The following is a 25,694-nucleotide window of genomic DNA, read 5'->3' as shown; positions in this document are numbered from 1 at the left end:
GATTGTGGACCTGTTGATACGGAAACTGGCTTTTATCAGCAGCCCAGGTGGAAGTGTCGGTCGAGTCCGTCAAGGTGGTGTAAATTCAGATCCGGCCTTCCGGTCCGGTAATATGTCTGTTAAGCGCTGAGTGGCAGCGCCTCGATTACTTCAGTTTCAGCGGCCTGGTCTATCTCCGTCATAGTATGTTGTGGCAGATAACGGTTCTGCAGCAGCCATTCCGTTCTGTTCCGTCAGCACGGCCCCCAGAAGTCGGGTTATGCTCTCTTCATTGGGGAAGATGCCCACTACGTCAGCACGCCGCTTCACCTCTTTGTTCAGGCGTTCCAGTGTGTTGGTGGAGTGGATCTTCACCCGATGCGCTTTAGGGAAGCTGAAGTATGCCAGCACATCTGCTTCGGCCTCGTCCATTGATAGGAATTAAAACCTGAAACTGAACAACAAACAACCACCATTTTTGACTCCCGGCCAGCGCTGACGGAGGTCTGGTGATTGTTTGCTTCAATCAGTAATTGCTCATTTATCGGTGATATCGATTAACTGACCGTCTTTTAAACTTTCCCTGCGCTGCGGACGGATCTTCCCTGCATCCGCGCCTAACCGCACATTTTCATCTGCGCCAGCTGCTCATGCCGTGCCACCAGTTCCGCAAGCCGCAGCCCCCGTTTCAGCCCGCTGAAACACATTATCTTCCCGCACAAAATGCACGCCAGTGGGTCCACTTTCAGCAGCCGCTGGTACAGCCCCCGCCATGTCACCATCCGCGCCGTTTTACGCTGCGTCTCTGTTAACAGATACACGACTTCCAGCACGGCCCGCTTTGACGGGCTCAGAAAACCGTAATACCGCACCATCCGGAACCGTTTCTCCGGCACATGCCAGGAAAAGCGTTCCATAAACTCATCCCCGCTCAGCGTCAGCGTCTCCTCCTGCTTTGTCCGGTGACTGCGGTAGCGCATGATAATTTCATCCCGCCCGGCGTAGTGCTCCAGCCGGCTCATCGACACCGGGGGCTTCTTAAGGTAAGCCCCGAAGTACATCGCCACGTGCGTGGCGTTGTCCATCACCTTCGACACCCGCACATTCCATTTTCTCCTGTAGTGCCGGTCCAGAAAGCGATTCCAGTCCTGCCTGCTGCGACTTTCTGCAGCCAGGGTTGCCGGTATCTCCAGCCGCCAGAATTCCCGGCGCAGCAGGTCAGTGATACGCCAGCGCCACATCGGCATCACGTTGCGGGCGTAAAACTGCACTTTCTTCCAGGTACTGGCGTCAGTAATCCCGCCGGCCGTTGTGGAAAGGTGAATATGCGGATGCCACTGCTGGTCGCGCCCCCAGGTATGGATGACGCTGAAGCAGTCCGGTAGAAAGTCGCCCCGCCGGCCGGTTTCCAGAACAACATCAGCCGCGAGGCGGCTCATTTCGGCGAGCAGCCAGCGGTTATGGTCTATCAGGGGCCAGAACTCACAGGGGAGGGTGAAGGTGATGTGCTGCCATTCACCGTCGGGCACCAGGGCGAGAAGATACTGTATCCAGACTTCGCCGGCTTTTACGCCGCAGTGTGGCAGGAGCGGCTTTTACAGCGAAAACAGACTTTTTTGAGTGACCACATCCGGGGTCAGGGCATTGCCAGCATGTGTATCCCATGAGCGTGGTGCCGCAGGCCATGATTTTAGTGACGGCCTCAATGACGGCGGGACGAACAGAGCCTTCAGGCTGTTTGTGATACCAGCTAAGCCAGCAGTTGCCCTGCTGAAAGATATCGGCGAAGCGGGGAAGCATAATCATTTCACAGAAGAAGTGTGAGCCCGGGTTATAACAGTCGCCGAAGGCCATGACAAGTCGCAGCCGTCAGGCTGCCTACTTGGGCAGGGCCGAACATACGGCATGAAGGCCCGGCTGCCGGAGAAGCTGGATTATCTCTGGCGCTCCTGCCATGGCGATATTGCCGAACAGAGTGACCTGTTCCGCCTGACGTATGCCTTCGAGCTCGCCAAAGATGCTGGCTGGATTTACAATTTGCTGACCGACCGGGAATGGACCGGCCGTCATGGGTGAAGCTGAATGCCGGCATTAACGGCATTTACGCCCTGCGCAGCAGCATTGATAATGGCTTTGATGAGAACGGCAGGGGGCGCTATCCCCTGGCTGTTCGCATCACCGGGAATATTGAGGCTGTGACGGAGTTGTTTGCCATGTGTGGCTGGATGGTGACGCCTCGCGATGGAGACGTCATGCCTTATGAATTTTTGCTGACGGTTATCGTTTAACTATCTGGCTGAGAATGAATTTTTTTTCAAAAAAGGAGTGAAGGGTATGAGAATTTCCTGGGCTGCGCTGTTGCTGTTTTTAAGTACGGCAACAGGCGCTGCAGATAATTTTATTACTTTTGTTTGCACTGGTAATACCGGACGGAGCCCTATGGGTGAAGCACTGAGTAAACATTATATATCAGAACGAAACCTCGATATTGTTGCTCAGTCTCGTGGTGTTAATGTTGACCCTGGTGAAATCACGCCAGAGCAAGGGACCGTCATTACGCTTAAAGCAAGGGGTATTGATGTTTCATCTCACAGGGCTACGCAACTGACCGGGAACGACATTTCTGAATCCGGCCTGCTGCTGACAATGACCGGGAAACACCGTGATAAAATACTGTCTCAGTACCCGGAAGCTAAGGGCAAGGTATTTACAGTCTATGAGTATGCAAAAGGAAACAGTGAAGATTTAAGTGACCCGTACGGGATGCCTCTTTCAGCATATAAAGCCCTTGAAACTCAGCTTGATGAGTTATTACCTCTGGCTCTGGATAAATTTGATAAACAAAACCGCGTCAGCAAACGTTAAGTTTTTTCTATTTCAGGTCAAATGAAGACATGAGGCTCATGATTGAAAATTATTTTAATGCGACATGGTAAGCCTGCCTATTCCAGCAGTAGAAGACTATTAAGCGATGAAATGTTCGGATGGATAAATCAATATAACTTATCGGACATTGGCAGTGACGTTCCACCTGAAAGCTGTAAGCGTGCTGCAAGCATCGCATCAAAGGTTGTGTGCAGTGATTTGCCCAGGGCGGTTTCATCAGTTTATGCACTGGGATGTGAACCTGGCCTTATCGATAACGTCTTCAGAGAAGTTGACCTACCTGTTATTACAATGCCTGCAGTAAAGCTACAGCCAGGTTGCTGGTCTTTTATATTTCGCATAATGTGGCTTATGGGGATATCACCAGGTGCGGAAACCCTGGGGGATGCGAAAAGAAGGGCTGTTCGTGCAACTAACATGCTGATAGACCTTGCCAAAGAATCAAAAGGGCCGGTATTACTCATAGGGCATGGCATAAATAACAGGATAATTGCCAAAGAATTGATTTCCAGAGGATGGGAGGAACAACACCGACAACACACTGGTTTCTGGACTATGCGAACTTATGAGTGTTGAAAGAAGTTTAAGGACTTTGCCGTATTCGAGCCTAAAAGGAAAGTAAATATGGCTATTAAAAATATTACTGAAGTGCCTGATGATAAGCTTCGTGTCACCTACAAAACCGTTGAAAACGTCGAAACCATACAAGACTTAATTGATGACATGTTGGATACTTTGTATTCAACCGATAACGGTATAGGATTGGCAGCCGCACAAATCGGCCGTACTGAAGCTGTTGCTATCATCGATATATCCGAAACTCGGGATCAACCGCTAATCATGGTTAATCCTTGTATTATTGAACAGGAAGGGAGCATAGACAGTGAAGAAGGATGTTTATCGGTGCCAGGAGTTTACGCACAGGTAAAGCGTTATCAAAAAGTCAAAATTCATGCTCTTGACCGTAAAGGCGAGGCATTCACCATTGAAGATAGCAGTTATCTTGCCATCGTGATGCAACATGAAATTGATCATCTTCATGGAAAGGTGTTTATTGATTATTTATCACCATTGAAAAGAAAAATGGCAATGAAGAAAATTAGAAAAACTCAAAAATTGAAAAATACAATTTTTTAAAAGTGAAGTAACTATCTGATATACCGAAACATAATGGATGTAGAATCATACCCTGGTTATCCCCCCCCCCGAAAAACCGGTGTGGTGAGGCGTAGAAGGATGCCTCGAACGGATTGTGGTTGGCTGCATGATTTTCCAGAAATCCTCGACAATCTCGTCGAGGATTTACAGTTTCTGTCGCTAAGAAATTAATTTCCGACCGTTGCTTTTTGTTTTATCTTCAGGATAGGTTTCAGTCTCGGTGACAGCATTCTTTTGCGATGCTGAAGTATTATTGCTCGCATTCGTTCCTCCTAGCTTAATAGACATAAGTATTTGCTCTATTTCGCTGTACGAAAGGTTGTGTGTTAGTAGTTCACACAAAAGAAAAGGGAGTCGGGCATCCTGTCGGTATAAAGCGAGACCCGCCGCAAGAGCCGCGCGGCTTAGCCTACCTCGCTCTCCTTGCGGGACACTATCCAGGGTAGTGCTTACCACATTATCAGCCATATTACTTTCGGGATTAATTTTGAAAGTAATCGTTCTGCGCTTATCCATTATTAGTTTCCAATAAGGTACATGCCATTAACCAGATCGAACTGTGAAGTTTCGGTTTTATAAAAACGGTCGTCCCTGATCATTGTGTGTTTATGCACTGCCTCACTAATGAGTTCTGCGCCTCCACCTATTACCATGACGTGAGTGAAGCCTGTAAATGAGTCGATTACATTAAGTACGCGATTAATTAACTTTTTAAGTTCATCATTCATTACCTGCAAAACTAACGGTATTTTGATTTCATCATTGATTCTATTTTTAAGATAATCGATATCGTTTCTGTGGATAATAATGTCATCCGCAAGAAAACTACTTCCTTTTGTTCTGGCAATTGATAACGCTTCTTTAACGGCGGAAGTGACCATTGAAACACCAAGGGATGAGTCTCCGTGTATCTTGCTGATCCCTGATAATTTACCCATTACTTGAGAAATATCCAATGTTGTCCCTCCGAGGTCAATGATCAGGAGTGAATCAAGTTCATTTAATTCCTGAAGAACTTCGTAACCAGCAGGTATTGATTCAGGCATGACTTTCACATCTTTAATCGTGAAAGTTTCGCCGTCATTGAGTGTTATCTTTCTTTTCAGATTTTCTTTCTTACGTTCAATATTTTTAGTATTAGGCTGATTATCTCTTCCATAATATTCAGTCAGAGGAAGTGTACATACAATGTCTACTTCCCCCACAGGCAAACCACTGGTTAGGAGTGCGTGCTGAACGGCAACCACATTTAAGTCACTGTACTGCCAGGCTACGTTCGTCGTAACCACTGCGTCTGGACTTATTGGGTCGAAAGTGTAGTGCTCATTATTGAGGCTGTAGTTGAACACCTTTTTTTCGCTAAATGATACCGCCCATTCGCGCTTAAAACTGTTCGGACTTATATGTTGTTGTACCTGTCCTGCGTCATTCCACTGGAGTTTTACGTTCGTAGAACCATCATCGATGAAAACTTGCATCTGGTCACCTTAGGGGTATTTGTGGGTTGGTTATGGGTAAAATCTGGATTGTGAGTGGGTATTTTACAACAACAAATCCTAGTTGGCACCAAAAATAATCCATAAAGCATCTGATATGGTTACATTATGGGTAAAATACGGGTTTGAAATGGTAAGAATGTGGTCGAGATATGTTAGCTAATTAGTGCAGTAGGAATTGAGTCCCATCTTGTCGTATAGGCTGGCGAAAGCATCTCCCGCTTCATCTGCCACTCAGGGGTAATCCCTCGCCCCGCAAACCAGACTTTCCCCAGACCCGAGTGATTGATGCTGTCGACGGCTCTCATCAGCGCTTCGCTGTTGGCGTGGGGCTGCACATCATCAAACAGACTCAGCTGCGAGATGCCGGTGGGGGTGAAGTCATTCAGCATCACGCCTGCTTTGGCGTATCGATGGCCGGGGACCCAGATGCGATCCAGTGAGCGGACGGCGCTGGCGATAATATCCCGGGTGTCTTTCGTCGGTACCGGCAGACCTTCGCTGGCTATGTTGCCGTAGTAAGGTTCATTCGCGGCGAACGGCGACGTTTTCACAAACACACCGATATGCCGGCAGTGCTGCCGTTCGCCCCGCAGCTTCTCCGCCGCACGCTCTGCGTACAGGCAGACCGCTTGTCGCATCGCATCATACTCTGTGATGCGTTCACCAAAACTCCGGCTGCAGACGATTTGCTGTTTTGCCGGCGGTGCTTCTTCCAGGCTGATGCAGCTTTCCCCGTTAAGCTCGCGTACCGTGCGCTCGAGAACCACGCTGAAATTCTTGCGGACAAACGCCGGATGCGTCTGCGCCAGCTGCAGGGCGGTGATGATACCCATCGTGTGCAGCTTTTTAGATAACTTCCGGCCGACGCCCCAGATTTCTTCCACCGGCTGCAGCGAGAGCAGCTTTTGCGTTCGCCGGGGATTGCCGGTGGTCAGCGCCAGCACGCCGCCGAACTGTTTCCACTGCTTCGAGGCCCATTGTGCGCTTTTCGCCAGGGTTTTGGTGGGACCCATTCCGACACCGATAGTCAGAGCAGTATGCCGTTGAATGTGCTCCCGCAGCTGGCGCCCGAAGTCCTCGAAGGAAATACAGTTGTCGATGCCTGCGACGTCCAGAAACATTTCGTCAATACTGTACTGCTCAACGCGGGGGGAGAGCGCTTCCAGGCAGCGCATGACGCGCTCAGACATCGAATGGTACAGCGAATAGTTGCTGGAGAAGACCACAATCCCCAGGCGTTCTGCCGTCGCCTTCAGCCTGAACCACGGTTCGCCCATCGGAATGCCGAGGGCCTTCGCCTCCGCGCTGCGGGCAATCACGCAGCCGTCATTGTTGCTGAGGACGATGACCGGCCTGTCCCGCAGGTCGGGGCGAAACACCTTCTCGCAGGAGGCATAGAAACTGTTGACGTCAGCAAGGGCAAACATGTTTTCTCCGGACTACAGGCGTGACCGGGTGCGATGAAGGAAATGCGTCACCACGCCGAACAGCGTGAGCGTGTCCGGGTACAGCGTCGGAAAGGCCGGGTTCATCGGCTCCAGCGCCGGTCGCGGACGTAGCCGCAGGCGCTTCACCGTAAACCCGCCGTCCATTTCGGCGATGACGACATCGCCTTCCTCTGCTGTTTCCGCCCGGTCCACAATCAGAATGTCGCCGTCATACAGGCCGAGGTCCCGCATGCTTTCCCCGCTGGCGCGGAGGAAGTAGGTGGCTGACGGATGCCGGATGCACAGGCTGTTCAAATCCAGCTCCTGCTCGACGTAATCCCCGGCCGGACTCGGGAATCCGGCCGGGCAGGTGTCAGCAAAAAACGGGATGGCCATCGGCGTGGGTGATGCGGAACAGGCCTGCAGCTGTGACCGGGGGAAAACGGGTTCGTTTTTCATGGCAACCAGCTGTCGTCCTGCCAGATAGCTTCGAGCGTTTCCATCACATCCGCCTTCTCGCGGTCATTGCGTGCGCCGCTGACGTTCAGGCTGCTGTCGGAGCCTTTGCCGATATTCAGCCACAGCTTCGGGTGTTGTGGCGTCAGGCGGCGCTCAATTTCCTGCTGCAGAGCAGCAAAGGTGCCGGTGGGCATGGCTTTGACCTGGGCCGGGGAGAAACGGACAGAAATCTGTAACATAAGCACTCCGCAAATAACTGTATGGATATACAGCGAAGATACGCATAGCGCTTCCCGCTGTCAATCTGCCGGATCTTTCATCTGGTCAGGAAATAACCATGCCGATCCCGCAGGCCTGCGGCACTTGTCAGGCCCGTCCTCGATCCGATCAATGGAGGTTGTCCACAGGGTTGTCGCCGTTTTTTCCCCGCATTTTGTGGATATGTCTGCCTGCCACCCGCTGCCAGTATCTCGCGTCCGGCCCTGTACGGGGCGGGCGGTATTTTCTGCTCAGGCCCGGCGTCGTTGAGAGTGTACGTCAGCCCCTCGCCCTTTAAGGAACGCCCTTCAAGCCGCTTTCGCGGCATATCCTCGCCGTCATAAGGCCGACGACTCGGTATTCCACGGTCGGCCTGACCCGCGACCGGACGCGATGAACAGGCAGCGTGCGGCAGGGAACGGTATCGCGGTGATGCCTCCTGTCCACTCAGACAACTGAGGAGCTGCTCATGCCGAACTGGTGTGCCAACCGACTGACGTTCAGCGGGATTCAACACAATACCGACGATCTGCGCGCGTGGATCAAAGGCGAGACATTGCCCCTGCCCGGACGGGCAAAGCGGGAAGCGATTCAACTTTTCCTGGCAGGCTGCGCAGGCCTCCTGCGCCCGGACACCGACACGCTTTATCCGGCCTTTCCGGCGCTGACCGCGCACGGTGTGGCCACGAAAAGCACGCCCGCATCGCAGGCATTCACGCGCTGGCTGGCGCTGTTTACCGACGGCGCAGAGCTGGACACCGAAACCTGCCAGACCCTGCATCAGTGCTGGCTGGATTCGGGTATCCGCGACGCACGCTGGCAGATGCTGGATGAATATACGACGTCGATGATTGAACGCCTGTACCGCCAGAAATCCTGCGACTGGAGCAATATTTTCCGGCCGCAAGACCCGGAGTCCTGGTGGAACACGCTGTGCGATGGCACTGACCCTGACACGGGCGGTGAACCGATGGATTTTCGTCTGGTGCTGCCGACCCGTCCTGATATCGAGGTGAACGGTTTCAACGGCGGTCTGCTGGACAGTATTCCGTCCGCATATATGTATTACCTCAGCCGCTACGGCTGCAAATGGCCGGCGGGCTATGACGTGAATATCAGCCACGACGGCGACAGCACGCTGACGGTGGATTTTGACACCCCGTGGAGTCCGGTGAATACAGACGTGGTGGCGGCGCTGAGTTCGCTGCACGGCGCAGAGATTGAGCACTGGTACGCGGAGCAGGGATGTGATTACTGCGGTTACGGGCGCTACAGCAATGGCGAAATCACCGAACAACTCAGCGACAGTCTGGAATGGGGAGAACCTGACCCGGAAGACGAGGACTGCTGCCCGGATGTGACCGGCCCGGCATGGCTTATCGACAATATCGCGCACTTTGGTGGCTGAACAGGAGGCGGGCGGGAAACCGCCCGGCCTAACGATGGAAAGACGCATGACCGTTAAGGCATTCATTGCCCGACTGGCGCAGTACCCGGAAGACGCGCTGTGCTGCGGCACGTTCTGGCTGGCTGATGATTTTCTCTCGCTGGACGCCACGCTCACGGAGGACGACATCGACGCTGCGATGGAACTGGCGCAGGACAGCCATGACGCTGGTATCGGATTTAACTGGGACACTCTGCAATCCGCTATCGACGAGGTGAAACGCGTATGAATACCTGGCTTGTCGGAATGAGCGTCGATGTTGATGGCATCGAAATGATGGTGAATTTTCTCGTCTCCGCGCCCGACCTGGCGCGTGCCGAGAGGGGTATTCTGGCGATGGGGCGCACATGGTGGCCAGCGTTAAACCGGGAGGAAGACGGACACCGCTGGCTGTACCCGCAGGGTGTCGTCTGGTTCAACAGCATCATCCTGCTCGATGACGTGGAAAACAGCATCCTGCGCGGCCTCAAATTTCTCGACGCGTGGGTGATAACGGGTGCACCCGATGCTCCTGTAATCACGGATGAATACGGAAACGACTGGCGGGATATTACCCGCTGACATCCTCCAGACCGGGTGCTCTGCCCGGTTTTTTGCCCTTCTGATGCCGTCGCCTTTCTCCGGCTCCGCTTTTCTTCCGCGACCGCCGGGCGGCGCGGGGGGATGAACCTGCCACCCGCTGCCAGTGTCTCGCGTCCGGCCCTGTACGGGGCGGGCGGTATTTTCCGCTCAGGCCCGGCGTCGTTAAGAGTGTACGCCAGCCCCTCGCCCTTTAAGGAGCGCCCTTCAAGCCGCTTTCGCGGCATATCCTCGCCGTCATAAGGCCGACGACTCGGTATTCCACGGTCGGCCTGACCCGCGACCGGACGCGATGAACAGGCAGCGTGCGGCAGGGAACGGTATCGCGGTGATGCCTCCTGCTCCCCTCAGGCTACAGGAGTGCTGCTATGTCCAGATTCATTCTCGGGAACTGTATTGACGTGATGCGCGGATTCCCCGACCGCGCCGTGGACCTTATCGTCACCGACCCGCCATATCTTGTGGGCTTCAAAGACCGCTCAGGGCGCCAGATTGCCGGGGACGTCACCGACGAGTGGCTGGAGCCTGCCACGCAGGAGATGTACCGCGTCCTCAAAAAAGATGCCCTGATGGTCAGCTTCTACGGCTGGAACCGCGTTGACCGCTTTATGGCGGCGTGGAAAGCGGCGGGCTTCTATGCGGTGGGCCAGATTGTGTTCACCAAAGACTACAGTTCGAACCGCCGCAGCGCCAACGGACGCCGGGGATTCGTGAACTACTGCCATGAAGGGGCGTATCTGATGGCGAAAGGCCGCCCGACCCCGCCGCTTAACCCGCTGCCGGATGTGATGCCGTTCCCGTATACCGGCAACCCGCTTCACCCCACCCAGAAACCCGTGGAGGCGTTACAGCCGCTGATTGAGTCATTCAGTGCGCCGAACGCGATTGTGCTCGACCCGTTTGCCGGGAGCGGTTCGACCTGCGTCGCCGCCTTCCGTGCCGGACGCCGCTACATCGGCATTGAAATGCTGGAGCAGTATCACCGCAAAGGTGCCGAACGCCTGGCCGCGATGCGCCGCGCCGTGAACACCCCGGCGGCGAACGACGAATATCTGCCGGAGGCCGCGTAATGAACTACGACGGACACGAAGCATTGCGCCGCGACATGGCCGGACTGGCCAACAACATGTGCGACCTGAAAACGACTCTGAAAGTGCTGGAAGACACGTACCACTACCAGCATGACGGGCTGCCGGAGCGGCTGGCTGGCGTGAGCCTGCGCCGTATCAGCGTCCTGATGGACGAGGCATTCAATATCGCCCTGTTACTCGACGAATCATTCAGAGACTGAACCCCGGGCGGCGACGCCGCCCTGCCTGAAAGTGGAGAAAAAATCATGCTGTACGGAACCCGTAAGGAACTGAACAAAAAACTGAAACGCATGTTTGGCAATGACGAACGCTATGCCCTGCTGGTCTGGACGAAAGAGGACGTGATGGCACAGGCGGAGAACATGACGGAGGCCGAAGCCGACACGCTGCTGGCGCTTATCGGGCGCACAGGGACAGGTGAGCACACCGAAGAAGGCGTGTCATTCCGCACCGTTCAGGCGCTGTATGCCGGGATTCAGGGCAATACCCCGCGCGTGAGCGTCCCCGCCGATACGCTGGCGCGTATCACGGATATTGCCGCAAGGGCTGTCAGCGGGGAAGACGCGCAGGCGTGGCCCCTTGTGCAAAAGCACTACCCGAGCGTTGCGGACGCTCAGAAAGATATTGCCTGGCTGGAAAACGAAATCGCCGCTTAACCCGACCGCCCCGCTGAACGGCGGGCACTCACCGAAGGAAAATCACCATGAGAAACGACACCCTGAACGCGCTGATCCTGCGCCACGGCGACCGGATGCTACAGGATGCGGGCTGGCCGCAAAAAATCAGCATGATGCAGATCGCGCCCGAAAACATGCCCGGCTGGCTCGTTGCCTGCGGCTCGCTCGATGCCGCGCAAATTCTGACGCTGGTCACGCACCTTTGCCAGCCGCTGACGTTCGGCAAGGCGGAACTGCTGACCGCCAGCGCCCGGCGACTGGCGGGAACCCCTGCCCGGCTGCATCTGTACCCCGTGAAACGCGATGCGCCCCCGGAACATCTGGCTGACGCGATGAGCCTGCACCTGCCGTTTGCCGAAGAATGGCTGACCCGTGCGGAGTGCGACGATCTGCTGGCCTTCCTCAGAAGCAGCATTGACACGATTTGCAGCATTGCCAGACAGGACGCGCACCGCCTGGCTGCGGCCCTGAAACCGTCCGCCACGCCGCGACTGATGGAGCGCGGGTTGGGGGACTGGCGACTGCTTGCTGACGAATACGCCGACGACTGGCCGCCCGTCACCGATACGGATCGTCTGGATGCCGTGCTGGATGCGGTACTGGTGCGCGGCGCCCGCTTTTGCCCGGTACTGCTGACGCTGGTTAACGAGCGCGAGGAGGAGATCGAAGCCGAGGGCTTTCTGGCGCATACGCTGATTATTCCTGGCGATCCGGCCCGTCGCTGGTTCGACCGCGCCGCGCTGAAAAACATGATTATCGGCGTGCGCAACGGACTGGCGCAGGACGATTAAACGCACGGGGAAGGGAAGAACCTTCCCCGCCTTTACCGGCGCGGGATGAGAACAGGCAACAAGGATGTCGCCGGGCGGCTCCGCATTACCCGGCCCGCCTGTTGCCGGGCCTTGTGGTGATAAACGCCCTTTGCCTGCCCCGTGCGTGTGCGGCCGTTGCCGTGACTCCATCGTAGCCGGGCTGTCACGAATGCAAGGGTAAAATGAACGCGGCGGTCACCCGGTACCTCCTTCCCGTCCGCCGTGATTTTCCGGTTGCTCGCCCGCGCCGGCGCGGACTCCCCCTGCAACTCCCGTCCGCCGTGCGCGTCAGGCTGCGGCTTCCCTTGCGCCCCTGCATTCGTGACTGACCGCCCGTCTTGTCTGGAGTCACGGCACCGCCCGGTGTCGCTTCTCATGTTAAGCCGGAGGCTCATTATGTTACACGCTCAGTCTGCTACCACCGCTACCCCTGTTCGCCCGTCTGCGCTGTTCGATTTTCTCCCCACGCTGTTTGGTGCGGACTACGTGAGGGCCGAGGGCTGCATTTATGCCTACGCCGACAAGTACATTCAGGGCTATGACGGGTGCGAGTGGGTGTTTAACCAGTTGCCGGATGGCGCGGGCTACCTCGCACCGGAAGATGAGCGCGTTGTTGTTAACAACCCTGATAACTGGTTTGAGGGGGAAATGTCCGGCGATGCGGCGGGTATTTTCATCACCGCGATGGTGCTTAACCACCGCGCATGGATGCACAGCCACCACGACGAGGAAGAAGCCAGCCGCGACTACGTGAACCGCTACGAGCAGCTCATGGCCTTTGCTGCCACCCACCGCGAGGCCAGCGCCATTTACCGCGCCCTTGACTGATACCCGCACGGGGCGCGATGCGCCCCGCCTTAACCGAATTAACGAAAACGCAACCGGAGCAAAAATGATGTACGGAACCGTCAGTGAAATCTGCATTGAATTGCTGAAAAAGCACGAAAACAACGAAAAATTAGCCATCATCACCTGGACTGCCGGAGATGTGCATGAAATGGGCGCGGAATACAACCCGACCGCTGCCGAGGCAGAGCGTGTGCTTCAGGCTATCGGGGAAGCCGACTGCGATATTCTGTATCGCTACGGTATCAATCAGGGATTTGTGACAGGGGAACTGCGCCAGATTGCCGCCGAACGCGCACCACGTCACATCGGCATTCCCGAAAACGAACTCCGCGCCCTGTTACCGGCTATCCGCGCCGGACTGGACGCTATCGACGACGAAAGCGGAGCCGCAAAAGCGGCGCTGGACACGCTGCAACTTGTGCTGGATTCGCCGTCTGCCTGACCGGAACGCCGCCCCGCGTGGGCGGTGTTATCCCGTTGCCGTCTGTTCGCGCGCGAAAAACCCATGCCGCAGGCCACGGGCCTGCCGCCAGCGGCTGCGCTGACGCGCCGCCGTCTGCCGTCCGGTGTGTCCGGGGGAGGTGTCATCGGAAGCGTCGATTCGGTATCTGGTTTGTCTGGTGTTTTGTAGAGATATTCATGCTGATGCTGTCAGTATTCGTCTTCCTGCTGCTGTTCCTGCTCCTGCTGTTCTTCTTTTGCCTGTTGAGATGAACGGGCAACGGAATGCCAGCGCGGGCGTCCGGGCGGCTGTCATGCTGCGCACTGAGCCAGCTTCGCTGTCTCCGCCCGGCCCTGCGGTAAACCGCCGGGCAACGGGTGTCCATCCCTGACGCGAGGGCAGGCTTGCAGACGCCGTACACGGCGTCGCCGCCCCTTTTCGCGCCGTGGCCTGCGCTTGTCGCACCCCGGCAGACGGCGCCGGGCTGTAAGGCGCCCCGCCGTTACGCTCGCCGCGCCTCGTCGTGGCAGCGTGAAGTCTTCCCTTCTGCCTTCGTGTCTTTCCCCGCTTATGCCCTTCCACCGGGGGCAAAGTCCACCACAACCCGTTCCGGGCATCCAGGCAACGCAGGCGCTGGCGAAAAACTTTTTGCCGAAAGGCCGACAAAAACTGTTCCGCCAGGCCCGGACGCCCGCCCCGTGCCGTGGTGTGACCGCCCCTGCGGCGGCAGTTCTCAAGCGGGTGAAGATTTCACGGGCCAGCCGGTCCGGTGCTTTCCCGCGGAACGTCAACACCGCGACGACCGTAACTCAACGGGTGATGATTTTTTAAACAGGAGAAGTCCCATGAATGCCACAGTCAAAAACAGTGATACCGCGAAAACCCGCCAGTCTCAGAAAACCCGCAAAAAAGCCCGCGCCGCCGAAGCGATGCTGAAAGCCGCCCTCGATGCCGCGCAGGTGCAGTACCCGCCGCTGTCGCAACTGGTGAGGACCCCGAAAAACGTCCGCACCCTGCCGTACACAAAAGAGAGTGTGCGCGAACTGGCCGACTCGCTGCTGAAAGTGGGGCTGTTGCAGAACCTGATTGTTCACGCGATGCCGGACGGAAAGCTCGGCGTGGCCGCAGGGGGACGCCGCATGACCGCCCTGCAACTGCTGGTTGAGGAAGGGCATATTCACGCCGACTATCCGGTGGCGGTGAAGGTGGTGGACGACGAGCTGGCTGTGGTGGCCTCGATTATCGAGAACGAGCAGCGCCGCGCCATGCACCCCGCAGAGCAGATTATCGCCTTCCGCACCCTTGCCAGCGAGGGGAAAACGCCGGAGCAAATCGGGGATTTGCTCGGCTATTCCTCGCGCCACGTCCAGCGCGGATTGCGGCTGGCCTCGCTTGCCCCTGAACTGCTGGACGGGCTGGCAAAGGACGAACTCACCCTTGAACAGTGTCAGGCGCTGGCGCTGGAAATCGACCCGCAGCGGCAGGTGATGGTCTGGCAGAGCGCCAGCGAGAACTTTGGCTCAGGCGTGAGCGCGGAGAAGTTGCGTCGCCTTATCACCGAAAGCGAGGTGTCCACATCCGACAACCGTATGTGGGATATTGTCGGGGAGGCTGATTATCTTGCTGCCGGAGGCGAGGTACGCCGCGACCTGTTCAGCCAGAACGAGGGCGGTTTCGTCGATAAAGTCCTGCTGGAGCAGGTACTGGTGCAGAAGCTGGACGGTATCGCCGCGCAGGTGGCGCAGGATGAAGGCTGGCGCTGGAGTGCAGGGCGACTGACTGCCGTCAGCCGCTATGACGATGCAGGGGAATACACCCTGCTGGACGTACCGGAGGAAGACTACTCCGACGAGGAAAGCGCGCGACTGGACGAACTGGCAGAGGCTCTGGATGCGCTTTCCGTCGATGATGGCGAGGAAGCGGCAAACATCAGCGACGAAATCGCGCAGATTCAGGCGATTGCCACGGCGCGTGGCTGGTCAGCGGAGTCGAGGGAACTGGCTGGCGTGGTGGTGTCCCTCGGGCGCGGGGGCGTGAATATCCGGCGCGGGGTGGTGCGTAACAGCGACCTGCCGGAGAGTGTCGAGGATGCGGGAGACAGCGATGATACGCCGGAAACAGCCGACCAGAACGCAGACGGTACGGAAAGCGTCAGCCTGAATGACACGCTTCCGGCTTCGCTCATTCGCAGCATGACCAGTGAGCGTACCTTTGCCGCACAGGCGGCGCTGGTACAGCAGCCTCGGGTGGCGCTGGCACTGATGACGTGGACGCTCTGCCTCGGCGTGTTCTCCTGCTATGGCAGCAACAGTCCGGTGCGGGTTCACACCGATGCCCGTCACTACCTGCTCACCGACCACGCCCTCAGCGGTCAGGACGGGAAAGCGTATCAGGCGCTCATGACGCAACGGGCAGCGCTGGCGGCGACCCTGCCGGAGAACTGGAAAACCGACTTCTCCTGGCTGCTGGCGCGAAGTGATGCCGATATTCACGCCCTGCTGGCGTACTGCACGGCTCATGCGCTCGACGGGCTGGAGGAAAAAATCAGCGCCCGAGGCCACAGTCTCGACCGCGTGGAAGCGGCGATGGACTTTAATTTGCGCGAATGGTGGGAGCCAACCGCCGAATCTTACTTTCGCAAGCTGAACAAAAAGCAGCTTTCTGCGACACTGGCAGAGATGGGGAATGAAACAGCGGCGCGGGAGGTGCTGGATATGAAGAAAGACACCGCCGCCGCCCGTGTCGAACGGGAAGCCGCCGCCCTGAACTGGCTGCCTGACTGGATGGTGCGCCGCGAAGTGGTCACGGCGACTGCGGAAAACACCTCAGCGACAGACGAAGCCGCAAATGACGCTGCCCCGAATGCTGAACAGGCCGCCTGACGGCGAATAATAATAAACCCACACGCCAGCCCTGCGGGGCTGGCAGTAAGGATAAACCAATGAGCGTAACCTATGCCCCTGAGTTTCTGAACCGTATGACCTCCGATGAACTGGAATTTATCCGTGATACGGGATTGCTGGGCCGTCAGGTACTCACTGACAGCGTCATCGCAGCGCTGAACATTCCTGATGGCTGGCATATTATCGGAGAATGGCAGAATGAATTCGGCGGTCTGTTTCCGGTTCACTGTCGCCTGACCCCCGCCCCTGAGAAACCGCTGACGCTCAGTTTATGTAGTCCGGGTGACGTCAGCCCGCTATGGGTACTGGTGATACAGGCGCATCCGGCGCAGCGGGTGCGGGTGCTGCACGCCGCCGCCGAATTTTATCCTGATACGCTGTCTGACCTGCTGGAGCAGGTGGGCGTCATGCTGCGGAACGGATGCAGCACGTACGCGATAGCCGATGAACTCGGGGAGGCGGTGACATGGTGATTTGGTTCGCGGCCTGCGTCCGCCGCCTTGCGGGGCGGTCAGGCGGAAAAACCGTGCCGCCTGTTCGCGTGGTGCGACAGGAAAACCCCGTTGTGGCGTGGAAATACGCCCTCTCCGTGGCCTTCGCCAGCCAGGGAAAACTCTGTCTCGGCCCGCTGACGGATGCGGAGCGCCTGATGCTGTTTCCCGGGGTGCTGCTGCCGGAAAGACCGGTCACGCATAACCGGCTGCCGTACCACACCTGCGCACACCGACCGGAAAAACGCAGCGTGGTGGCGCGACTGTACCGTCAGGAGGAGGCCGCCCGCGCGGCTGTTGCCATCTGCTCCGCCTCACCGCACACCCTGCGGGGGGAGGTCAGGCACTGGCTGCACCGGGTCAGCCCGGATGACCTTGCGGAGATGCTCGCGCAATGGCAGGAGTGCCAGCCCGACGCGGCCGACATTACCGCTATGCGATGGACAAAAAAACAGCGAAATATTTTGTTACATGCAATTCTTCGGGTGGCATAATCATCATACATTTGTTGTTTTGTCAGTTTTTCAGGAGGGGGTATGGGCATCTTTAAGCAGCGTTACCGCTACGTGGTGGCGGAAGAAGGCGGCGCACCGGAATGGGACGACGAGCATATTGCCCAGTTCCGTAACCCGGTATCGCCGGGCGATCAGATAAAGCCCCGCCGGGCGGGTGAAGGTCTGCGTAAAGTTGTCCGGGTGGTGCATTACACGGAAGGCTCCGTGTTGTTCACTGTATCAAACCGCAGTATGCAGGGCTGAAGCCGGAGCGACTGAATGTCGAAGTGGAATCTGGCGCAGTTGCCGGACGAGGAACGAAAGCAGGTGAACATGGACAAGGCCGCCGCCGCCGTGGCGTATCTGGAGCGTATGGGCAAGCCCGTGGTGCCGGAAATGGAGATGCGCCAGTTCCCGCCGAGTCAGTGGCCTTTGTTTCAGGAGCGGCTCGCACACTACCGCAACATCAGCACCACGCTGCCACGGGGCAGTGACCTGGTGTACCTGAAGCCGGACGAAAAGCCCGACACCGGGCAGTAAATCCGCACCATTCGGATGTCGCCTGCGTCCCGCAGCGGCTCCGCTTTCTCCCGGGGCGTTTCGCCCCTTTACCCTCTTCAGCCTGCCCGCTCCGTGCGCCTGCGGCATTCGCCGTGCCTTCACGCTAACCCGACCGCAAAAAATACAAGGGTGCGCTGTCGCCGCCGTCCTCGCCCGTCCGCCGTGTTTTTTTTGATGTTCCTCGCCTGTCCTGCCGTCGTTATCCCGCTCAGTTTTCGCAGGATAACCGTGCGGCCAGTCTCCGTGTTTTCCGGCTGACGGCCTGCGGGTGCGCCCTGGTATTTTTCGCTGTTCGTCGGGTTGTTGTGTCGGCACGGCGAAAGCCGGTTCCGTTCACTCTGACAGCGAGGATACCGCGATGAACACCACCACCACCATGACACAGCCAGCCGTGTATGTCGGCACGTACCACAAATACAACTGCGGGAGCATTGCCGGTGCATGGCTTACGCTCACCGATTACGACGATGAGGCCAGTTTTTACGCCGCCTGCCGCGCCCTTCATGCAAACGAACCCGACCCCGAGCTGATGTTTCAGGATATCGAGGGTATCCCTGATGCGTTCGCGTCGGAATGTTCTGTTGACTGGTCTTTTGTTGAGGGCTTCAGGGAAGCCAGCGAGGCCGGAAAGGCGGGGGCGTATGTGGTCTGGACAGAGCTGACGGGCCGCACAGACTTTGACGAATTTGACGACGTCTACCTCGGAGAAACCACCTGCGAGGAAGCGTATGCGATGCACTACGTCGAGGAGCACGGTCTGCTGGACGGGATGCCGGAAGACATGCGCGACTATTTTGATTATTCCGCCTACGGCCGCGACCTGTTCCTGAATGGCCTGACGCTGGCAGACGGCTACGTGTTTGGCGCATAACCCACAGGGCGGGGCGCAGCCCCGCCAGATACCGGAGGACATATGACACTCACACCCTACAGCCGCGAGATTTTGCGTCACTACCGGACGCTGATTAACGCGCAACGCAAAGCGGCGGGCCTTTCACCGCTGACGACCGCGCAGGTGCTGGATGAGATTTGCGAGTACCTGAAACATCAGCCCGCGCTGTATATCGGGGGCCAGTATATCCGGCAGTGCTGAAGCGGAGCTGGTAACGACACGGGCGGAGGAGGCCGCCTGTCAGCCCGCCGAAAACCCCGGGGTGCCTGCGGCACCGCGAGGGCGGTGCTGTCGCACCGCTCACGCATGGAGGAGGTATGGTAGTGGAAAAGGGCATTGTTCAGTGCGGGTGGGAGAGTTTGTTCCTGGTATGGGTAATTTTGCTGCTGATAGTGCTGATACTGCTGCTGTCGGTATTAATACTGTTCTGGCGGTGGATGTGGATTTTTTGTTTCCACTCCCCTGTAAAAAGCCACAGTCGGGCGTCCTGTCGGCTGTCATGCTTCGCACTGAGCCAGCTTCGCTGTCTCCGCCCGGCCCTGCGGTAAACCGCCGGGCAGCGGGTATCCATCCTGACGCAACGGCAGGCTTGCAGACTCCGCCAGCGGCGTCGCCGCCCCTTTACGCGCCGTGGCCTGCGCTTGTCGCATCCCGGCAAAAAACGCCGGGATGTAAGGTGCAACGCCGTTTCGCTCGCCGCGTCTCGTCGTTGCCGGGGTGCCTGCCCTGCTGTTCCGTGCGCCCTTTCACCGTTTAAGCCCCTTCGCCCGGGAATATCCCGCCACAACCCGCCTGGCTGTCCAGTACCGCTGACACTCGCCGCCCACATTTTTTGCCGAAAACCCGGCAAATAATGTCGTCGCCGTACCGGACACCTGCACCGGGCCGTGTCCGTTCTTTCCCTTTGCGGCGAAGGTTCTCAAACGGGTGAGGTTCACAACCCGAAACAGACCGCCAGTCACCCCCAAAACGTCAACACCGCAGCGAAAGAAACTCAACGGGTGATGTTCTTTAAAAAACAGGAGAAAGCGAAATGCAGACACAGGCGATGCGTGTTTATCAGATTGCGTTTACCGGATGCGATGCAAAGGGCGTTTTACCGATGTTTACCCGCGTAAAGGCCATGACCGGAAAGGGGGCGATAAAGGCATTCACTGAACGTTACAACCCCGTTCGCGGCTGGTTTTTAGGCGACCCCGAAGACATTACCGACAAAGTGCAAAAGGAGGCAGAAGAAGCAGAACACAACGCGCAGAAATGAAAAAAGCAGGGAAAACCCTGCTTAAATCACGCCGTAAAAATCGCGCTAACGGTTTTTGCGGCTGTTTAGAACTCAGAAAAGGAGTCATCAAATGACGCCGATTATTGTCACACCTTCCGATGAGGCTGTAAAGCCCCGTCGTCATATCCGCATCCATCGCGATGATATCCCCGCACCGCTGATTGACCCCTCGCTAAAAGCGTTCGGGCGGCACATCGCTAAGAGTATCCGCAAGGGGCGCGGGGTGCGTATTCCCGCTATGAAAAACGCTGATTTTGGTCAGGTGCTCCGCACGCTGGAACTGAAACGCGCATTTAATTAACAAGGTGAGCCGCTCCGAAAAAGGGGCGGCAACAGCAGGAGGGAAAAGCACATGACACAGGCCACAGCAGAGGCGATTACCGTTGAGTTACAGCCCCACAACAGCGCAGGGGAGGTTATCCCTTCCCTTCCGGTAGAGCGCATTGTCGCGCAGCGCGACAGCGGCGTGACGATGTTTCTGGAGGCTATCGAACGGCTACGTGAGGCGCAGAAAATGTTCTTTGAAGCATCGGGGAGAGGGTGGATCTCCGGCATGACAGAAATCATCGAGCGCAGCCTGTCAGCCGACCGCAGCGCCACGCGGGAGGCGGCTTTAAAGCGGAGCGTACATCTCTATGCCGACCGTGATATCTGGACGCGACTGATGAATGACACGGGCATGTTTACGCTCATGAGCGAGGCGCAGCGCAAGGAATGGGATGCGCAGTTATACAGCAACGACTGCCCGGAAATCACCCTGGACAACGTGATCGCCACGTTTCGCCTGCTTAACGCCAGCAAGGGCGTCACGTTTGAACAAGGCGTGATCGACGTCTTCCGCAATCTGTCATGGGACTACAAAACGCATAACCCATGTTTGCTCGGTAAGCGCATCATCATTGACGGCGTTCTCGACAATCATCGCGGGCTGTATTTTTCCGTGCGCACGTATGCACAGAACCGGATCGACGATCTGGCGCGTCCGTTCTGGATTCTGGACGGAAAAAACGTGCCGGATAACCGGATCTCCGAGGGGGCGAATTTTAGCGCGTTTATCAGTCAGGGGGGCGCGGCGAGCGTGGGCGCGGTGTTTACGTGCGAGTATTTCTCGATCCGCGCCTACAAAAAAGGCTCCGCGCATATCACGTTTACCCGCCCTGACCTGGTGGAAAAGGTGAACGACATCATCGCGCGGCATTATCCGGGGGCGCTGCCGCCGGTTGTCTGACAGTACGGGCAGAAAGCGGGAAACCCCGCTTTCTGTTACCCTGACGGCAGAACGCAGAGAGAGGCGAATCATGCCAGAGAAGAAGCAACACAAAATCAGCCATCATGACCGGGTATTCAAGGCCGTGATGAGCGACCCTGCCGCGATGCGCGACCTGCTGAACGTGCATCTTCCGGCACAGTGGCGCGAGCGCTGCGACCTGAACACGCTGCAACTACAGCCGGGTTCGTTCATCGAGCCAGACCTGAAAGCGTACTACAGCGATATTCTGTACCGGGTGAACATCGACGGCGGCGAAAGCGGCTACATATACGTGACCGTGGAGCACCAGAGCCGCGCAGATGAACTCATTGCCTTCCGGCTGATGCGTTACGCCATCGCCGCGATGCAGCAGCATATCACGCAGCACAAGAGTAAAACGGTGCCGGTAGTGATACCGCTGTTATTCTACGCGGGGCAACCGTCGCCGCATCCGTACCCGATGAACTGGCTGGCCTGTTTTGACCAGCCGGAACTGGCGCGGGAAGTCTACAGCCGCGATTTTCCGCTGGCCGATGTGACGGTGATACCGGATGAAGAACTGATGCAGCATAAGAGCATGGCGCTGCTGTCTCTGGTGATGAAGCATATCCACACCCGCGACATGGCGGAGTTGTTCGACCGCTTTGCGCTGCGGGAGATGGAAAGAATACTGACAAGCGACCAGTTCAGCGCCATCATGCACTATATTTTGTGGGTAGGGGAAAACACAGATCCGGTTGTTTTCCTGGAAAAGATGAGAGAGAAGGCGCCACAGCGCGAGGGGGAACTGATGACAATGGCAGAACAGTTGATCAGCAAAGGGAAGCTGGAAGGGAAACTGGAAGGGAAACTGGAAGGGAAACTGGAAGCCGCCGAGAATATCGCGCGTAACCTGCTGAAAAATGGGATGTCAGTGGAATTTGTCCATCAAATGACACAATTGCCTACTGAAAAAATCGAAGCCCTGAAGCATTAATCCCGCTGACCGCGCCAGCAATGGTGCGGTTTTCGATTATCCCCAGGACTATGCCACCCTGGCGTGGTTCTGACCTTCCGATAATTCTTCCCCAAAACCGCCTGCGGCACGGTGGCGTTGCTGCGCTGACGCGCTGCCACGGCCACCTTTAACTCTGTCATGCTGCTTATCTCAGGCAAAGAGTCACCCTGTACTGATGTGTTGATGCTTATTCCTGCTGTTGTGCTTGCTGTTCTTCTTCCTGCTGTCGTTCTTCTGTTACCTGTGCTGACAAACAACACCAACCCGGCGACACCTTCGGCTCCCGACCGCGAAGCGTCCGGTCGTCAAGCCACACTCCGCTAACCGCGAAATGACGCGGTAAGCTCCGCCGAACCCGCTCGCGGTTTCGGGCCTCCCGGCTAGTGTCTGATGTCTGACGTCAACGGCAGGCTTGCAGACTCCGCCAGCGGAGTCGCCGCCCCTTTACGCGCCGTGGCCTGCGCTTGTCGCATCCCGGCAAAAAACGCCGGGATGTAAGGTGCAACGCCGTTTCGCTCGCCGCGTCTCGTCGTTGCCGGGGTGCCTGCCCTGCTGTTCCGTGCGCCCTTTCACCGTTTAAGCCCCTTCGCCCGGGAATATCCCGCCACAACCCGCCTGGCTGTCCAGTACCGCTGACACTCGCCGCCCACATTTTTTGCCGAAAACCCGGCAAATAATGTCGCCGCCGTACCGGACACCTGCGCCGGGCCGTATCCGTTCTTTCCCTTTGCGGCGAAGGTTCTCAAACGGGGGAAATTCAAAACCCAGAAAAGCACGGCAGACAGACCCAAAAGGTCAACACACGGCTCCTGATGCAAGCGGGAGATGCTCTTTAAAAAACGGGAGAAAGCGAAATGCAAAGACAGGCTATGCCCTTTTTGTCAGCCAGCAATTTCAGTCGCAGGGAAGCGGAAGCTGTCGCAGATGCGTGGGAAAACGCCTTTATCGAGGACGACCAGACAACGCATTTCAGGGTGGCGGTTCGTTATCCCGATGGAATGCTGATGGACAGAGCATGGAACTTTGAAGCGGGTGGCGGTGAAAAAATTAACCGCTATCTGGAGCAGAAAGGGATTCCGGCAAAGCAGGAGGTAAACGACACAGAACGTAAACCGCAGAGATGAAAAAAGCAGGGTAAACCCTGCTTAATCCACGCCGTAAAAGCCGATGGCAACGGTTTTTACGACTACTAACCACCATAAAGGAGTCATAGAAATGACACCGATTATTCTTGCACCTTCGGATGAGGCTGTAAAGCCCCGCCGTCATACCCGCATCCCTCGCGATGATATTCCCGCCCCGCAGATTGACCCCTCGTTAAAAGCGTTCGGGCGACACATTGCCCGGCGTATTCGCAAGGGAAACGGGGTGCATATTCCCGCCATGAAAAACGCTGATTTTGGTCAGGTGCTCCGCACGCTGGAACTGAAACGCGCATTTAACTAACAAGGTGAGCCGCTCTGTAAAGGGGCGGCAATAACAGCGAGGCAGAATATATGGTTCACAATACAATATCGGAGCAGGCGGCGCAGGAAAAAGCCGAGGCGCTGAAAACGAAAATTAGCCAGGTTATTTTTCGCTACCAGACCGGAGCGGATAAAGAAATACTGGTCAGCGAAACCAAACAAATGATTGCAGCGGTCAGCCTGGTCTTTGACAGCCCGGACTATCCCGGCGCAATAACCTGCCCGTTAAGCAAAACCATCAATGATGTGTATCAGTTACTTTATGCGGCAGAAATGTTTTCCGGTCTGACAATTGATGCCGCACTGGAAAATGACCTGCATACCTTTGCAAATATTCTGAATGCAGAAATAGACAGCCTGATTGCAGAGCGCGAGCATATCAGTCGCTGCGAATATGAATACCATGAAGAAAGGCAGCGACTGGCAAGCTGGCAGCCTTTTTATTATCAGGAGAATCGTTGCGAGTTTTACGGGGATGATTTACTGATGTGGTTAAAAAGTCAGGCCCGCCGTTTGTGGGAGGCGGGGCATTATCCGCAGCGTTACCTGCAACATGACCCGGAATACTGAGAGTGTATGGCAGGACGGCCCGACGTCAGGGCCGTCGATTCAACTCTCCGGGTGTTGATTTTCTTCCAGAATCTCACACCGCAGGTCAGCAAGCGTGTTTTCCAGGCGGGAAAGCACGCTGTCGCTGTCCTTTTCCTGCGATACCCGCAGCACATCGATGGCAGAGAGCGCGGCGGTTGCAAGTTCCACACTGCGGCTGATTTCTGTTGCGTTCTCCCATGTGTGCCAGGTTCTCAATGACACGCCCATTTCCCGCGCAGCTTTTTCCCGACTCCAGAACAGTGATTTTCGCCACAGCCTTAAATCCCATCCGGTCATTTGTTTTCTCCATTCTTAAAAAAAAGTGCAGTATTTGCGCTTTTACACAATTTTCCCGTTGATTCAAAAAATGCCTGATAAAGTGCAATATCTGCACTTTATCGCAGAACAATTTTTTCTCATCTAAAACCCTCTCCGGCCCGCATTGCGCACGACAGAGAATTATTTCCAGCCGTTAATCTGCCGTTCTGATACAGAAAGACGGTATCTGATGACCGCCAGACTCCCGATTACGGCCTGCAGAATCCGCCTTTCAGTGTGGGGTGCCTGATGACCGATGTCGGGGAACGGATGGCATCTCTTGCTGGCGAGGTGGCGACGGAATAAAGCCGGACAGACAAACTGGCTGACCGCAGAACGCTGCTTCGCGATATGCAATACCGGGAAAAACCCGCTATCAACTCAGTTGCCAGTTTGAGAAAAAACTGACTGAAGACAGACAGGCCATCATTGTGTGGCAATATCACACCGATAATAGCCTGCTCTCCGCGCTTATGCCGCCCCGGTTTTTTTTGGTGATGTCTTGTTTTTTGCGCCAGTACCGCGTGAATTCTTCTGAAGCATCTCCCTGATAGCCTTTTCTCCGATGTCATACCCTGCCGTTGCCAGTGTGCTTTTGATGTCCGCTACACTGTATCCCTTCGTTTTCACCAGTGCCTGAATGTCATCAGCAATTGCTGCCAGAAAATCCGGCAATGATTTTCGCTGCGTGGACAAATCGGGCAATTCTGACAGTGCTGTTTTTGCCAGTTCAATGTCGTCATCTGAATACCAGCGTTTACGAACCATACTTCCTCTGGGTGTGAATTTAACTCAGTAGCCAAAACATAGCATAAATCCTCTACACGAGGCAGTGCCCGGCACTGCCGATGCCGTCAACTTAACGTTGTGCTGCGACAATACCAACG

At 56.4% G+C, this 25,694-nt stretch carries 36 protein-coding genes and 2 pseudogenes; 28 read left to right on the top strand and 10 right to left on the bottom strand.

Annotation, left to right across the window (positions count from 1 at the left end; genetic code table 11):
• Positions 1-119: 119 nt before the first annotated feature.
• Both MKleb_RS28260 and MKleb_RS28255 read right to left on the bottom strand, forming a co-directional pair.
• A pseudogene (locus MKleb_RS28260) lies at positions 120-411 on the bottom strand (transposase); the annotation flags it as partial.
• 185 nt (positions 412-596) lie between these two features.
• A pseudogene (locus tag MKleb_RS28255) lies at positions 597-1,779 on the bottom strand (IS91 family transposase).
• 105 nt (positions 1,780-1,884) lie between these two features.
• On the opposite strand from MKleb_RS28255, the gene MKleb_RS28250 reads away from it, so the two are divergent.
• From MKleb_RS28250 to def, 5 genes are read left to right on the top strand one after another with little or no spacing between them, the layout of a single operon-like run.
• Positions 1,885-2,055 (top strand): hypothetical protein, encoded by a 171-nt coding sequence (locus tag MKleb_RS28250; RefSeq protein ID WP_217076889.1) that lies wholly within the window; start codon positions 1,885-1,887, stop codon positions 2,053-2,055.
• The gene (locus tag MKleb_RS28245) at positions 2,034-2,267 is read left to right on the top strand and encodes a hypothetical protein (RefSeq protein WP_217076888.1); all 234 of its coding nucleotides are present in this window, start codon (positions 2,034-2,036) and stop codon (positions 2,265-2,267) included. The genes MKleb_RS28250 and MKleb_RS28245 overlap by 22 nt, the downstream gene beginning before the upstream one ends.
• A 46-nt stretch (positions 2,268-2,313) precedes the next feature.
• The gene (locus MKleb_RS28240; protein WP_217076887.1) at positions 2,314-2,844 is read left to right on the top strand and encodes a low molecular weight protein arginine phosphatase; all 531 of its coding nucleotides are present in this window, start codon (positions 2,314-2,316) and stop codon (positions 2,842-2,844) included.
• A gap of 42 nt (positions 2,845-2,886) precedes the next feature.
• On the top strand, positions 2,887-3,441 hold the full coding sequence (locus tag MKleb_RS28235; protein WP_228740813.1) for a histidine phosphatase family protein: 555 nt from the start codon (positions 2,887-2,889) through the stop codon (positions 3,439-3,441).
• 48 nt (positions 3,442-3,489) lie between these two features.
• Positions 3,490-4,002, top strand: coding sequence for a peptide deformylase (gene def / locus MKleb_RS28230; RefSeq protein WP_217076886.1), 513 nt, complete (start codon positions 3,490-3,492; stop codon positions 4,000-4,002).
• Positions 4,003-4,182: 180 nt separating this feature from the next.
• Here the strand turns inward: def and MKleb_RS28225 are convergent, their stop codons facing one another.
• From MKleb_RS28225 to MKleb_RS28205, 5 genes are all read right to left on the bottom strand, one after another.
• Positions 4,183-4,539 (bottom strand): plasmid partitioning/stability family protein, encoded by a 357-nt coding sequence (locus tag MKleb_RS28225; RefSeq protein WP_217076885.1) that lies wholly within the window; start codon positions 4,537-4,539, stop codon positions 4,183-4,185.
• A 2-nt stretch (positions 4,540-4,541) separates the two neighbouring features.
• Positions 4,542-5,501: a plasmid segregation protein ParM gene (locus tag MKleb_RS28220; RefSeq protein ID WP_217076883.1), complete on the bottom strand. Its 960-nt coding sequence runs from the start codon at positions 5,499-5,501 to the stop codon at positions 4,542-4,544.
• Positions 5,502-5,674: 173 nt separating this feature from the next.
• Positions 5,675-6,949 carry a Y-family DNA polymerase gene (locus MKleb_RS28215; RefSeq protein ID WP_217076881.1) on the bottom strand — a complete coding sequence of 425 codons (1,275 nt, stop codon included), beginning with the start codon at positions 6,947-6,949 and terminating at the stop codon, positions 5,675-5,677.
• Between the two features lie 12 nt (positions 6,950-6,961).
• Positions 6,962-7,345 (bottom strand): translesion error-prone DNA polymerase V autoproteolytic subunit, encoded by a 384-nt coding sequence (gene umuD / locus MKleb_RS28210; RefSeq protein WP_217076967.1) that lies wholly within the window; start codon positions 7,343-7,345, stop codon positions 6,962-6,964.
• A 59-nt stretch (positions 7,346-7,404) separates the two neighbouring features.
• The gene (locus MKleb_RS28205) at positions 7,405-7,647 is read right to left on the bottom strand and encodes a DinI-like family protein (RefSeq protein WP_217076879.1); all 243 of its coding nucleotides are present in this window, start codon (positions 7,645-7,647) and stop codon (positions 7,405-7,407) included.
• Positions 7,648-8,135: 488 nt separating this feature from the next.
• On the opposite strand from MKleb_RS28205, the gene MKleb_RS28200 reads away from it, so the two are divergent.
• From MKleb_RS28200 to MKleb_RS28125, 16 genes are all read left to right on the top strand, one after another.
• Positions 8,136-9,074 (top strand): DUF1281 domain-containing protein, encoded by a 939-nt coding sequence (locus MKleb_RS28200; RefSeq protein WP_217076878.1) that lies wholly within the window; start codon positions 8,136-8,138, stop codon positions 9,072-9,074.
• 46 nt (positions 9,075-9,120) lie between these two features.
• On the top strand, positions 9,121-9,342 hold the full coding sequence (locus MKleb_RS28195) for a hypothetical protein (RefSeq protein WP_228740812.1): 222 nt from the start codon (positions 9,121-9,123) through the stop codon (positions 9,340-9,342).
• Entirely contained in the window at positions 9,339-9,674 is a 336-nt protein-coding gene (locus MKleb_RS28190; protein WP_217076876.1) for a hypothetical protein, read from the top strand. Before MKleb_RS28195 ends, MKleb_RS28190 begins: the two co-directional genes overlap by 4 nt.
• Before the next feature lie 386 nt (positions 9,675-10,060).
• Positions 10,061-10,762: a DNA methylase gene (locus MKleb_RS28185; RefSeq protein WP_217076875.1), complete on the top strand. Its 702-nt coding sequence runs from the start codon at positions 10,061-10,063 to the stop codon at positions 10,760-10,762.
• Positions 10,762-10,983, top strand: a complete 222-nt coding sequence (locus MKleb_RS28180; RefSeq protein ID WP_217076874.1) for a hypothetical protein — start codon at positions 10,762-10,764, stop codon at positions 10,981-10,983. Before MKleb_RS28185 ends, MKleb_RS28180 begins: the two co-directional genes overlap by 1 nt.
• Before the next feature lie 45 nt (positions 10,984-11,028).
• Positions 11,029-11,439 (top strand): DUF1380 family protein, encoded by a 411-nt coding sequence (locus MKleb_RS28175; protein ID WP_217076873.1) that lies wholly within the window; start codon positions 11,029-11,031, stop codon positions 11,437-11,439.
• Positions 11,440-11,486: 47 nt separating this feature from the next.
• Positions 11,487-12,251 (top strand): hypothetical protein, encoded by a 765-nt coding sequence (locus MKleb_RS28170; RefSeq protein WP_217076872.1) that lies wholly within the window; start codon positions 11,487-11,489, stop codon positions 12,249-12,251.
• Positions 12,252-12,668: 417 nt separating this feature from the next.
• Entirely contained in the window at positions 12,669-13,100 is a 432-nt protein-coding gene (locus tag MKleb_RS28165; protein WP_217076870.1) for an antirestriction protein, read from the top strand.
• A gap of 64 nt (positions 13,101-13,164) precedes the next feature.
• Positions 13,165-13,563 (top strand): DUF1380 family protein, encoded by a 399-nt coding sequence (locus MKleb_RS28160; RefSeq protein WP_217076869.1) that lies wholly within the window; start codon positions 13,165-13,167, stop codon positions 13,561-13,563.
• Between the two features lie 845 nt (positions 13,564-14,408).
• Positions 14,409-16,445, top strand: a complete 2,037-nt coding sequence (locus tag MKleb_RS28155) for a ParB/RepB/Spo0J family partition protein (protein WP_217076868.1) — start codon at positions 14,409-14,411, stop codon at positions 16,443-16,445.
• A gap of 59 nt (positions 16,446-16,504) precedes the next feature.
• Positions 16,505-16,939, top strand: coding sequence for a conjugation system SOS inhibitor PsiB (gene psiB, locus MKleb_RS28150; protein WP_217076867.1), 435 nt, complete (start codon positions 16,505-16,507; stop codon positions 16,937-16,939).
• Positions 16,933-17,451 carry a plasmid SOS inhibition protein A gene (locus MKleb_RS28145; protein ID WP_217076866.1) on the top strand — a complete coding sequence of 173 codons (519 nt, stop codon included), beginning with the start codon at positions 16,933-16,935 and terminating at the stop codon, positions 17,449-17,451. Before psiB ends, MKleb_RS28145 begins: the two co-directional genes overlap by 7 nt.
• Positions 17,452-17,493: 42 nt before the next feature.
• Positions 17,494-17,715 (top strand): hypothetical protein, encoded by a 222-nt coding sequence (locus MKleb_RS28140; RefSeq protein WP_217076865.1) that lies wholly within the window; start codon positions 17,494-17,496, stop codon positions 17,713-17,715.
• A gap of 15 nt (positions 17,716-17,730) precedes the next feature.
• Positions 17,731-17,991, top strand: a complete 261-nt coding sequence (locus MKleb_RS28135) for a DNA polymerase III subunit theta (protein WP_217076864.1) — start codon at positions 17,731-17,733, stop codon at positions 17,989-17,991.
• A gap of 379 nt (positions 17,992-18,370) precedes the next feature.
• Positions 18,371-18,883, top strand: coding sequence for an antirestriction protein ArdA (locus MKleb_RS28130; protein WP_217076862.1), 513 nt, complete (start codon positions 18,371-18,373; stop codon positions 18,881-18,883).
• A gap of 42 nt (positions 18,884-18,925) precedes the next feature.
• Positions 18,926-19,105 carry a CAP domain-containing protein gene (locus MKleb_RS28125; protein WP_217076861.1) on the top strand — a complete coding sequence of 60 codons (180 nt, stop codon included), beginning with the start codon at positions 18,926-18,928 and terminating at the stop codon, positions 19,103-19,105.
• A gap of 296 nt (positions 19,106-19,401) precedes the next feature.
• On the opposite strand, the gene MKleb_RS28120 is transcribed toward MKleb_RS28125, so the two are convergent.
• The gene (locus MKleb_RS28120; protein ID WP_217076860.1) at positions 19,402-19,554 is read right to left on the bottom strand and encodes a hypothetical protein; all 153 of its coding nucleotides are present in this window, start codon (positions 19,552-19,554) and stop codon (positions 19,402-19,404) included.
• A gap of 383 nt (positions 19,555-19,937) precedes the next feature.
• Here MKleb_RS28120 and MKleb_RS28115 point away from each other — a divergent pair, with 383 nt between their 5' ends.
• From MKleb_RS28115 to MKleb_RS28085, 7 genes are all read left to right on the top strand, one after another.
• Positions 19,938-20,165 carry a hypothetical protein gene (locus MKleb_RS28115; RefSeq protein ID WP_217076859.1) on the top strand — a complete coding sequence of 76 codons (228 nt, stop codon included), beginning with the start codon at positions 19,938-19,940 and terminating at the stop codon, positions 20,163-20,165.
• 91 nt (positions 20,166-20,256) lie between these two features.
• Positions 20,257-20,487: a hypothetical protein gene (locus MKleb_RS28110; protein WP_217076857.1), complete on the top strand. Its 231-nt coding sequence runs from the start codon at positions 20,257-20,259 to the stop codon at positions 20,485-20,487.
• Positions 20,488-20,538: 51 nt separating this feature from the next.
• A complete protein-coding gene (locus MKleb_RS28105; protein WP_217076856.1) occupies positions 20,539-21,414 on the top strand; it encodes a DUF4942 domain-containing protein in 876 nt (291 codons plus the stop codon).
• A 70-nt stretch (positions 21,415-21,484) separates the two neighbouring features.
• Positions 21,485-22,411: an Rpn family recombination-promoting nuclease/putative transposase gene (locus MKleb_RS28100; RefSeq protein ID WP_217076855.1), complete on the top strand. Its 927-nt coding sequence runs from the start codon at positions 21,485-21,487 to the stop codon at positions 22,409-22,411.
• Positions 22,412-23,286: 875 nt separating this feature from the next.
• A complete protein-coding gene (locus MKleb_RS28095) occupies positions 23,287-23,556 on the top strand; it encodes a DUF905 family protein (protein ID WP_228740811.1) in 270 nt (89 codons plus the stop codon).
• Positions 23,557-23,647: 91 nt separating this feature from the next.
• Entirely contained in the window at positions 23,648-23,878 is a 231-nt protein-coding gene (locus MKleb_RS28090; RefSeq protein ID WP_217076854.1) for a CCDC81 family HU domain 1-containing protein, read from the top strand.
• A 182-nt stretch (positions 23,879-24,060) separates the two neighbouring features.
• Positions 24,061-24,468, top strand: coding sequence for a hypothetical protein (locus MKleb_RS28085; protein ID WP_217076853.1), 408 nt, complete (start codon positions 24,061-24,063; stop codon positions 24,466-24,468).
• A gap of 39 nt (positions 24,469-24,507) precedes the next feature.
• Here MKleb_RS28085 and MKleb_RS28080 read toward each other — a convergent pair whose 3' ends face one another.
• Positions 24,508-24,786, bottom strand: coding sequence for a helix-turn-helix domain-containing protein (locus MKleb_RS28080; protein WP_217076851.1), 279 nt, complete (start codon positions 24,784-24,786; stop codon positions 24,508-24,510).
• A gap of 492 nt (positions 24,787-25,278) precedes the next feature.
• Positions 25,279-25,575: a molybdopterin-guanine dinucleotide biosynthesis protein MobC gene (locus tag MKleb_RS28075; RefSeq protein WP_217076849.1), complete on the bottom strand. Its 297-nt coding sequence runs from the start codon at positions 25,573-25,575 to the stop codon at positions 25,279-25,281.
• Positions 25,576-25,694: the final 119 nt, after the last annotated feature.

Source organism: Klebsiella sp. PL-2018 (assembly GCF_019048985.1).
Classification (GTDB): domain Bacteria; phylum Pseudomonadota; class Gammaproteobacteria; order Enterobacterales; family Enterobacteriaceae; genus Klebsiella; species Klebsiella michiganensis.
The sequence above is the reverse complement of the archived record's forward strand: the minus strand, read 5'-3'. Positions and strand labels throughout refer to the sequence as shown.

Excerpts from the sequence above, each read along its gene's own strand:
- MKleb_RS28250 (WP_217076889.1), top strand. The coding sequence starts at position 1,885 with ATGAAGGCCCGGCTGCCGGAGAAGCTGGATTATCTCTGGCGCTCCTGC.
- MKleb_RS28245 (WP_217076888.1), top strand. The coding sequence starts at position 2,034 with ATGGACCGGCCGTCATGGGTGAAGCTGAATGCCGGCATTAACGGCATT.
- MKleb_RS28240 (WP_217076887.1), top strand. The coding sequence starts at position 2,314 with ATGAGAATTTCCTGGGCTGCGCTGTTGCTGTTTTTAAGTACGGCAACA.
- def (WP_217076886.1), top strand. The coding sequence starts at position 3,490 with ATGGCTATTAAAAATATTACTGAAGTGCCTGATGATAAGCTTCGTGTC.
- MKleb_RS28225 (WP_217076885.1), bottom strand. The coding sequence starts at position 4,539 with ATGGATAAGCGCAGAACGATTACTTTCAAAATTAATCCCGAAAGTAAT.
- MKleb_RS28220 (WP_217076883.1), bottom strand. The coding sequence starts at position 5,501 with ATGCAAGTTTTCATCGATGATGGTTCTACGAACGTAAAACTCCAGTGG.
- MKleb_RS28215 (WP_217076881.1), bottom strand. The coding sequence starts at position 6,949 with ATGTTTGCCCTTGCTGACGTCAACAGTTTCTATGCCTCCTGCGAGAAG.
- umuD (WP_217076967.1), bottom strand. The coding sequence starts at position 7,345 with ATGGCCATCCCGTTTTTTGCTGACACCTGCCCGGCCGGATTCCCGAGT.
- MKleb_RS28205 (WP_217076879.1), bottom strand. The coding sequence starts at position 7,647 with ATGTTACAGATTTCTGTCCGTTTCTCCCCGGCCCAGGTCAAAGCCATG.
- MKleb_RS28200 (WP_217076878.1), top strand. The coding sequence starts at position 8,136 with ATGCCGAACTGGTGTGCCAACCGACTGACGTTCAGCGGGATTCAACAC.
- MKleb_RS28195 (WP_228740812.1), top strand. The coding sequence starts at position 9,121 with ATGACCGTTAAGGCATTCATTGCCCGACTGGCGCAGTACCCGGAAGAC.
- MKleb_RS28190 (WP_217076876.1), top strand. The coding sequence starts at position 9,339 with ATGAATACCTGGCTTGTCGGAATGAGCGTCGATGTTGATGGCATCGAA.
- MKleb_RS28185 (WP_217076875.1), top strand. The coding sequence starts at position 10,061 with ATGTCCAGATTCATTCTCGGGAACTGTATTGACGTGATGCGCGGATTC.
- MKleb_RS28180 (WP_217076874.1), top strand. The coding sequence starts at position 10,762 with ATGAACTACGACGGACACGAAGCATTGCGCCGCGACATGGCCGGACTG.
- MKleb_RS28175 (WP_217076873.1), top strand. The coding sequence starts at position 11,029 with ATGCTGTACGGAACCCGTAAGGAACTGAACAAAAAACTGAAACGCATG.
- MKleb_RS28170 (WP_217076872.1), top strand. The coding sequence starts at position 11,487 with ATGAGAAACGACACCCTGAACGCGCTGATCCTGCGCCACGGCGACCGG.
- MKleb_RS28165 (WP_217076870.1), top strand. The coding sequence starts at position 12,669 with ATGTTACACGCTCAGTCTGCTACCACCGCTACCCCTGTTCGCCCGTCT.
- MKleb_RS28160 (WP_217076869.1), top strand. The coding sequence starts at position 13,165 with ATGATGTACGGAACCGTCAGTGAAATCTGCATTGAATTGCTGAAAAAG.
- MKleb_RS28155 (WP_217076868.1), top strand. The coding sequence starts at position 14,409 with ATGAATGCCACAGTCAAAAACAGTGATACCGCGAAAACCCGCCAGTCT.
- psiB (WP_217076867.1), top strand. The coding sequence starts at position 16,505 with ATGAGCGTAACCTATGCCCCTGAGTTTCTGAACCGTATGACCTCCGAT.
- MKleb_RS28145 (WP_217076866.1), top strand. The coding sequence starts at position 16,933 with ATGGTGATTTGGTTCGCGGCCTGCGTCCGCCGCCTTGCGGGGCGGTCA.
- MKleb_RS28140 (WP_217076865.1), top strand. The coding sequence starts at position 17,494 with ATGGGCATCTTTAAGCAGCGTTACCGCTACGTGGTGGCGGAAGAAGGC.
- MKleb_RS28135 (WP_217076864.1), top strand. The coding sequence starts at position 17,731 with ATGTCGAAGTGGAATCTGGCGCAGTTGCCGGACGAGGAACGAAAGCAG.
- MKleb_RS28130 (WP_217076862.1), top strand. The coding sequence starts at position 18,371 with ATGAACACCACCACCACCATGACACAGCCAGCCGTGTATGTCGGCACG.
- MKleb_RS28125 (WP_217076861.1), top strand. The coding sequence starts at position 18,926 with ATGACACTCACACCCTACAGCCGCGAGATTTTGCGTCACTACCGGACG.
- MKleb_RS28120 (WP_217076860.1), bottom strand. The coding sequence starts at position 19,554 with ATGCGACAAGCGCAGGCCACGGCGCGTAAAGGGGCGGCGACGCCGCTG.
- MKleb_RS28115 (WP_217076859.1), top strand. The coding sequence starts at position 19,938 with ATGCAGACACAGGCGATGCGTGTTTATCAGATTGCGTTTACCGGATGC.
- MKleb_RS28110 (WP_217076857.1), top strand. The coding sequence starts at position 20,257 with ATGACGCCGATTATTGTCACACCTTCCGATGAGGCTGTAAAGCCCCGT.
- MKleb_RS28105 (WP_217076856.1), top strand. The coding sequence starts at position 20,539 with ATGACACAGGCCACAGCAGAGGCGATTACCGTTGAGTTACAGCCCCAC.
- MKleb_RS28100 (WP_217076855.1), top strand. The coding sequence starts at position 21,485 with ATGCCAGAGAAGAAGCAACACAAAATCAGCCATCATGACCGGGTATTC.
- MKleb_RS28095 (WP_228740811.1), top strand. The coding sequence starts at position 23,287 with ATGCAAAGACAGGCTATGCCCTTTTTGTCAGCCAGCAATTTCAGTCGC.
- MKleb_RS28090 (WP_217076854.1), top strand. The coding sequence starts at position 23,648 with ATGACACCGATTATTCTTGCACCTTCGGATGAGGCTGTAAAGCCCCGC.
- MKleb_RS28085 (WP_217076853.1), top strand. The coding sequence starts at position 24,061 with ATGATTGCAGCGGTCAGCCTGGTCTTTGACAGCCCGGACTATCCCGGC.
- MKleb_RS28080 (WP_217076851.1), bottom strand. The coding sequence starts at position 24,786 with ATGACCGGATGGGATTTAAGGCTGTGGCGAAAATCACTGTTCTGGAGT.
- MKleb_RS28075 (WP_217076849.1), bottom strand. The coding sequence starts at position 25,575 with ATGGTTCGTAAACGCTGGTATTCAGATGACGACATTGAACTGGCAAAA.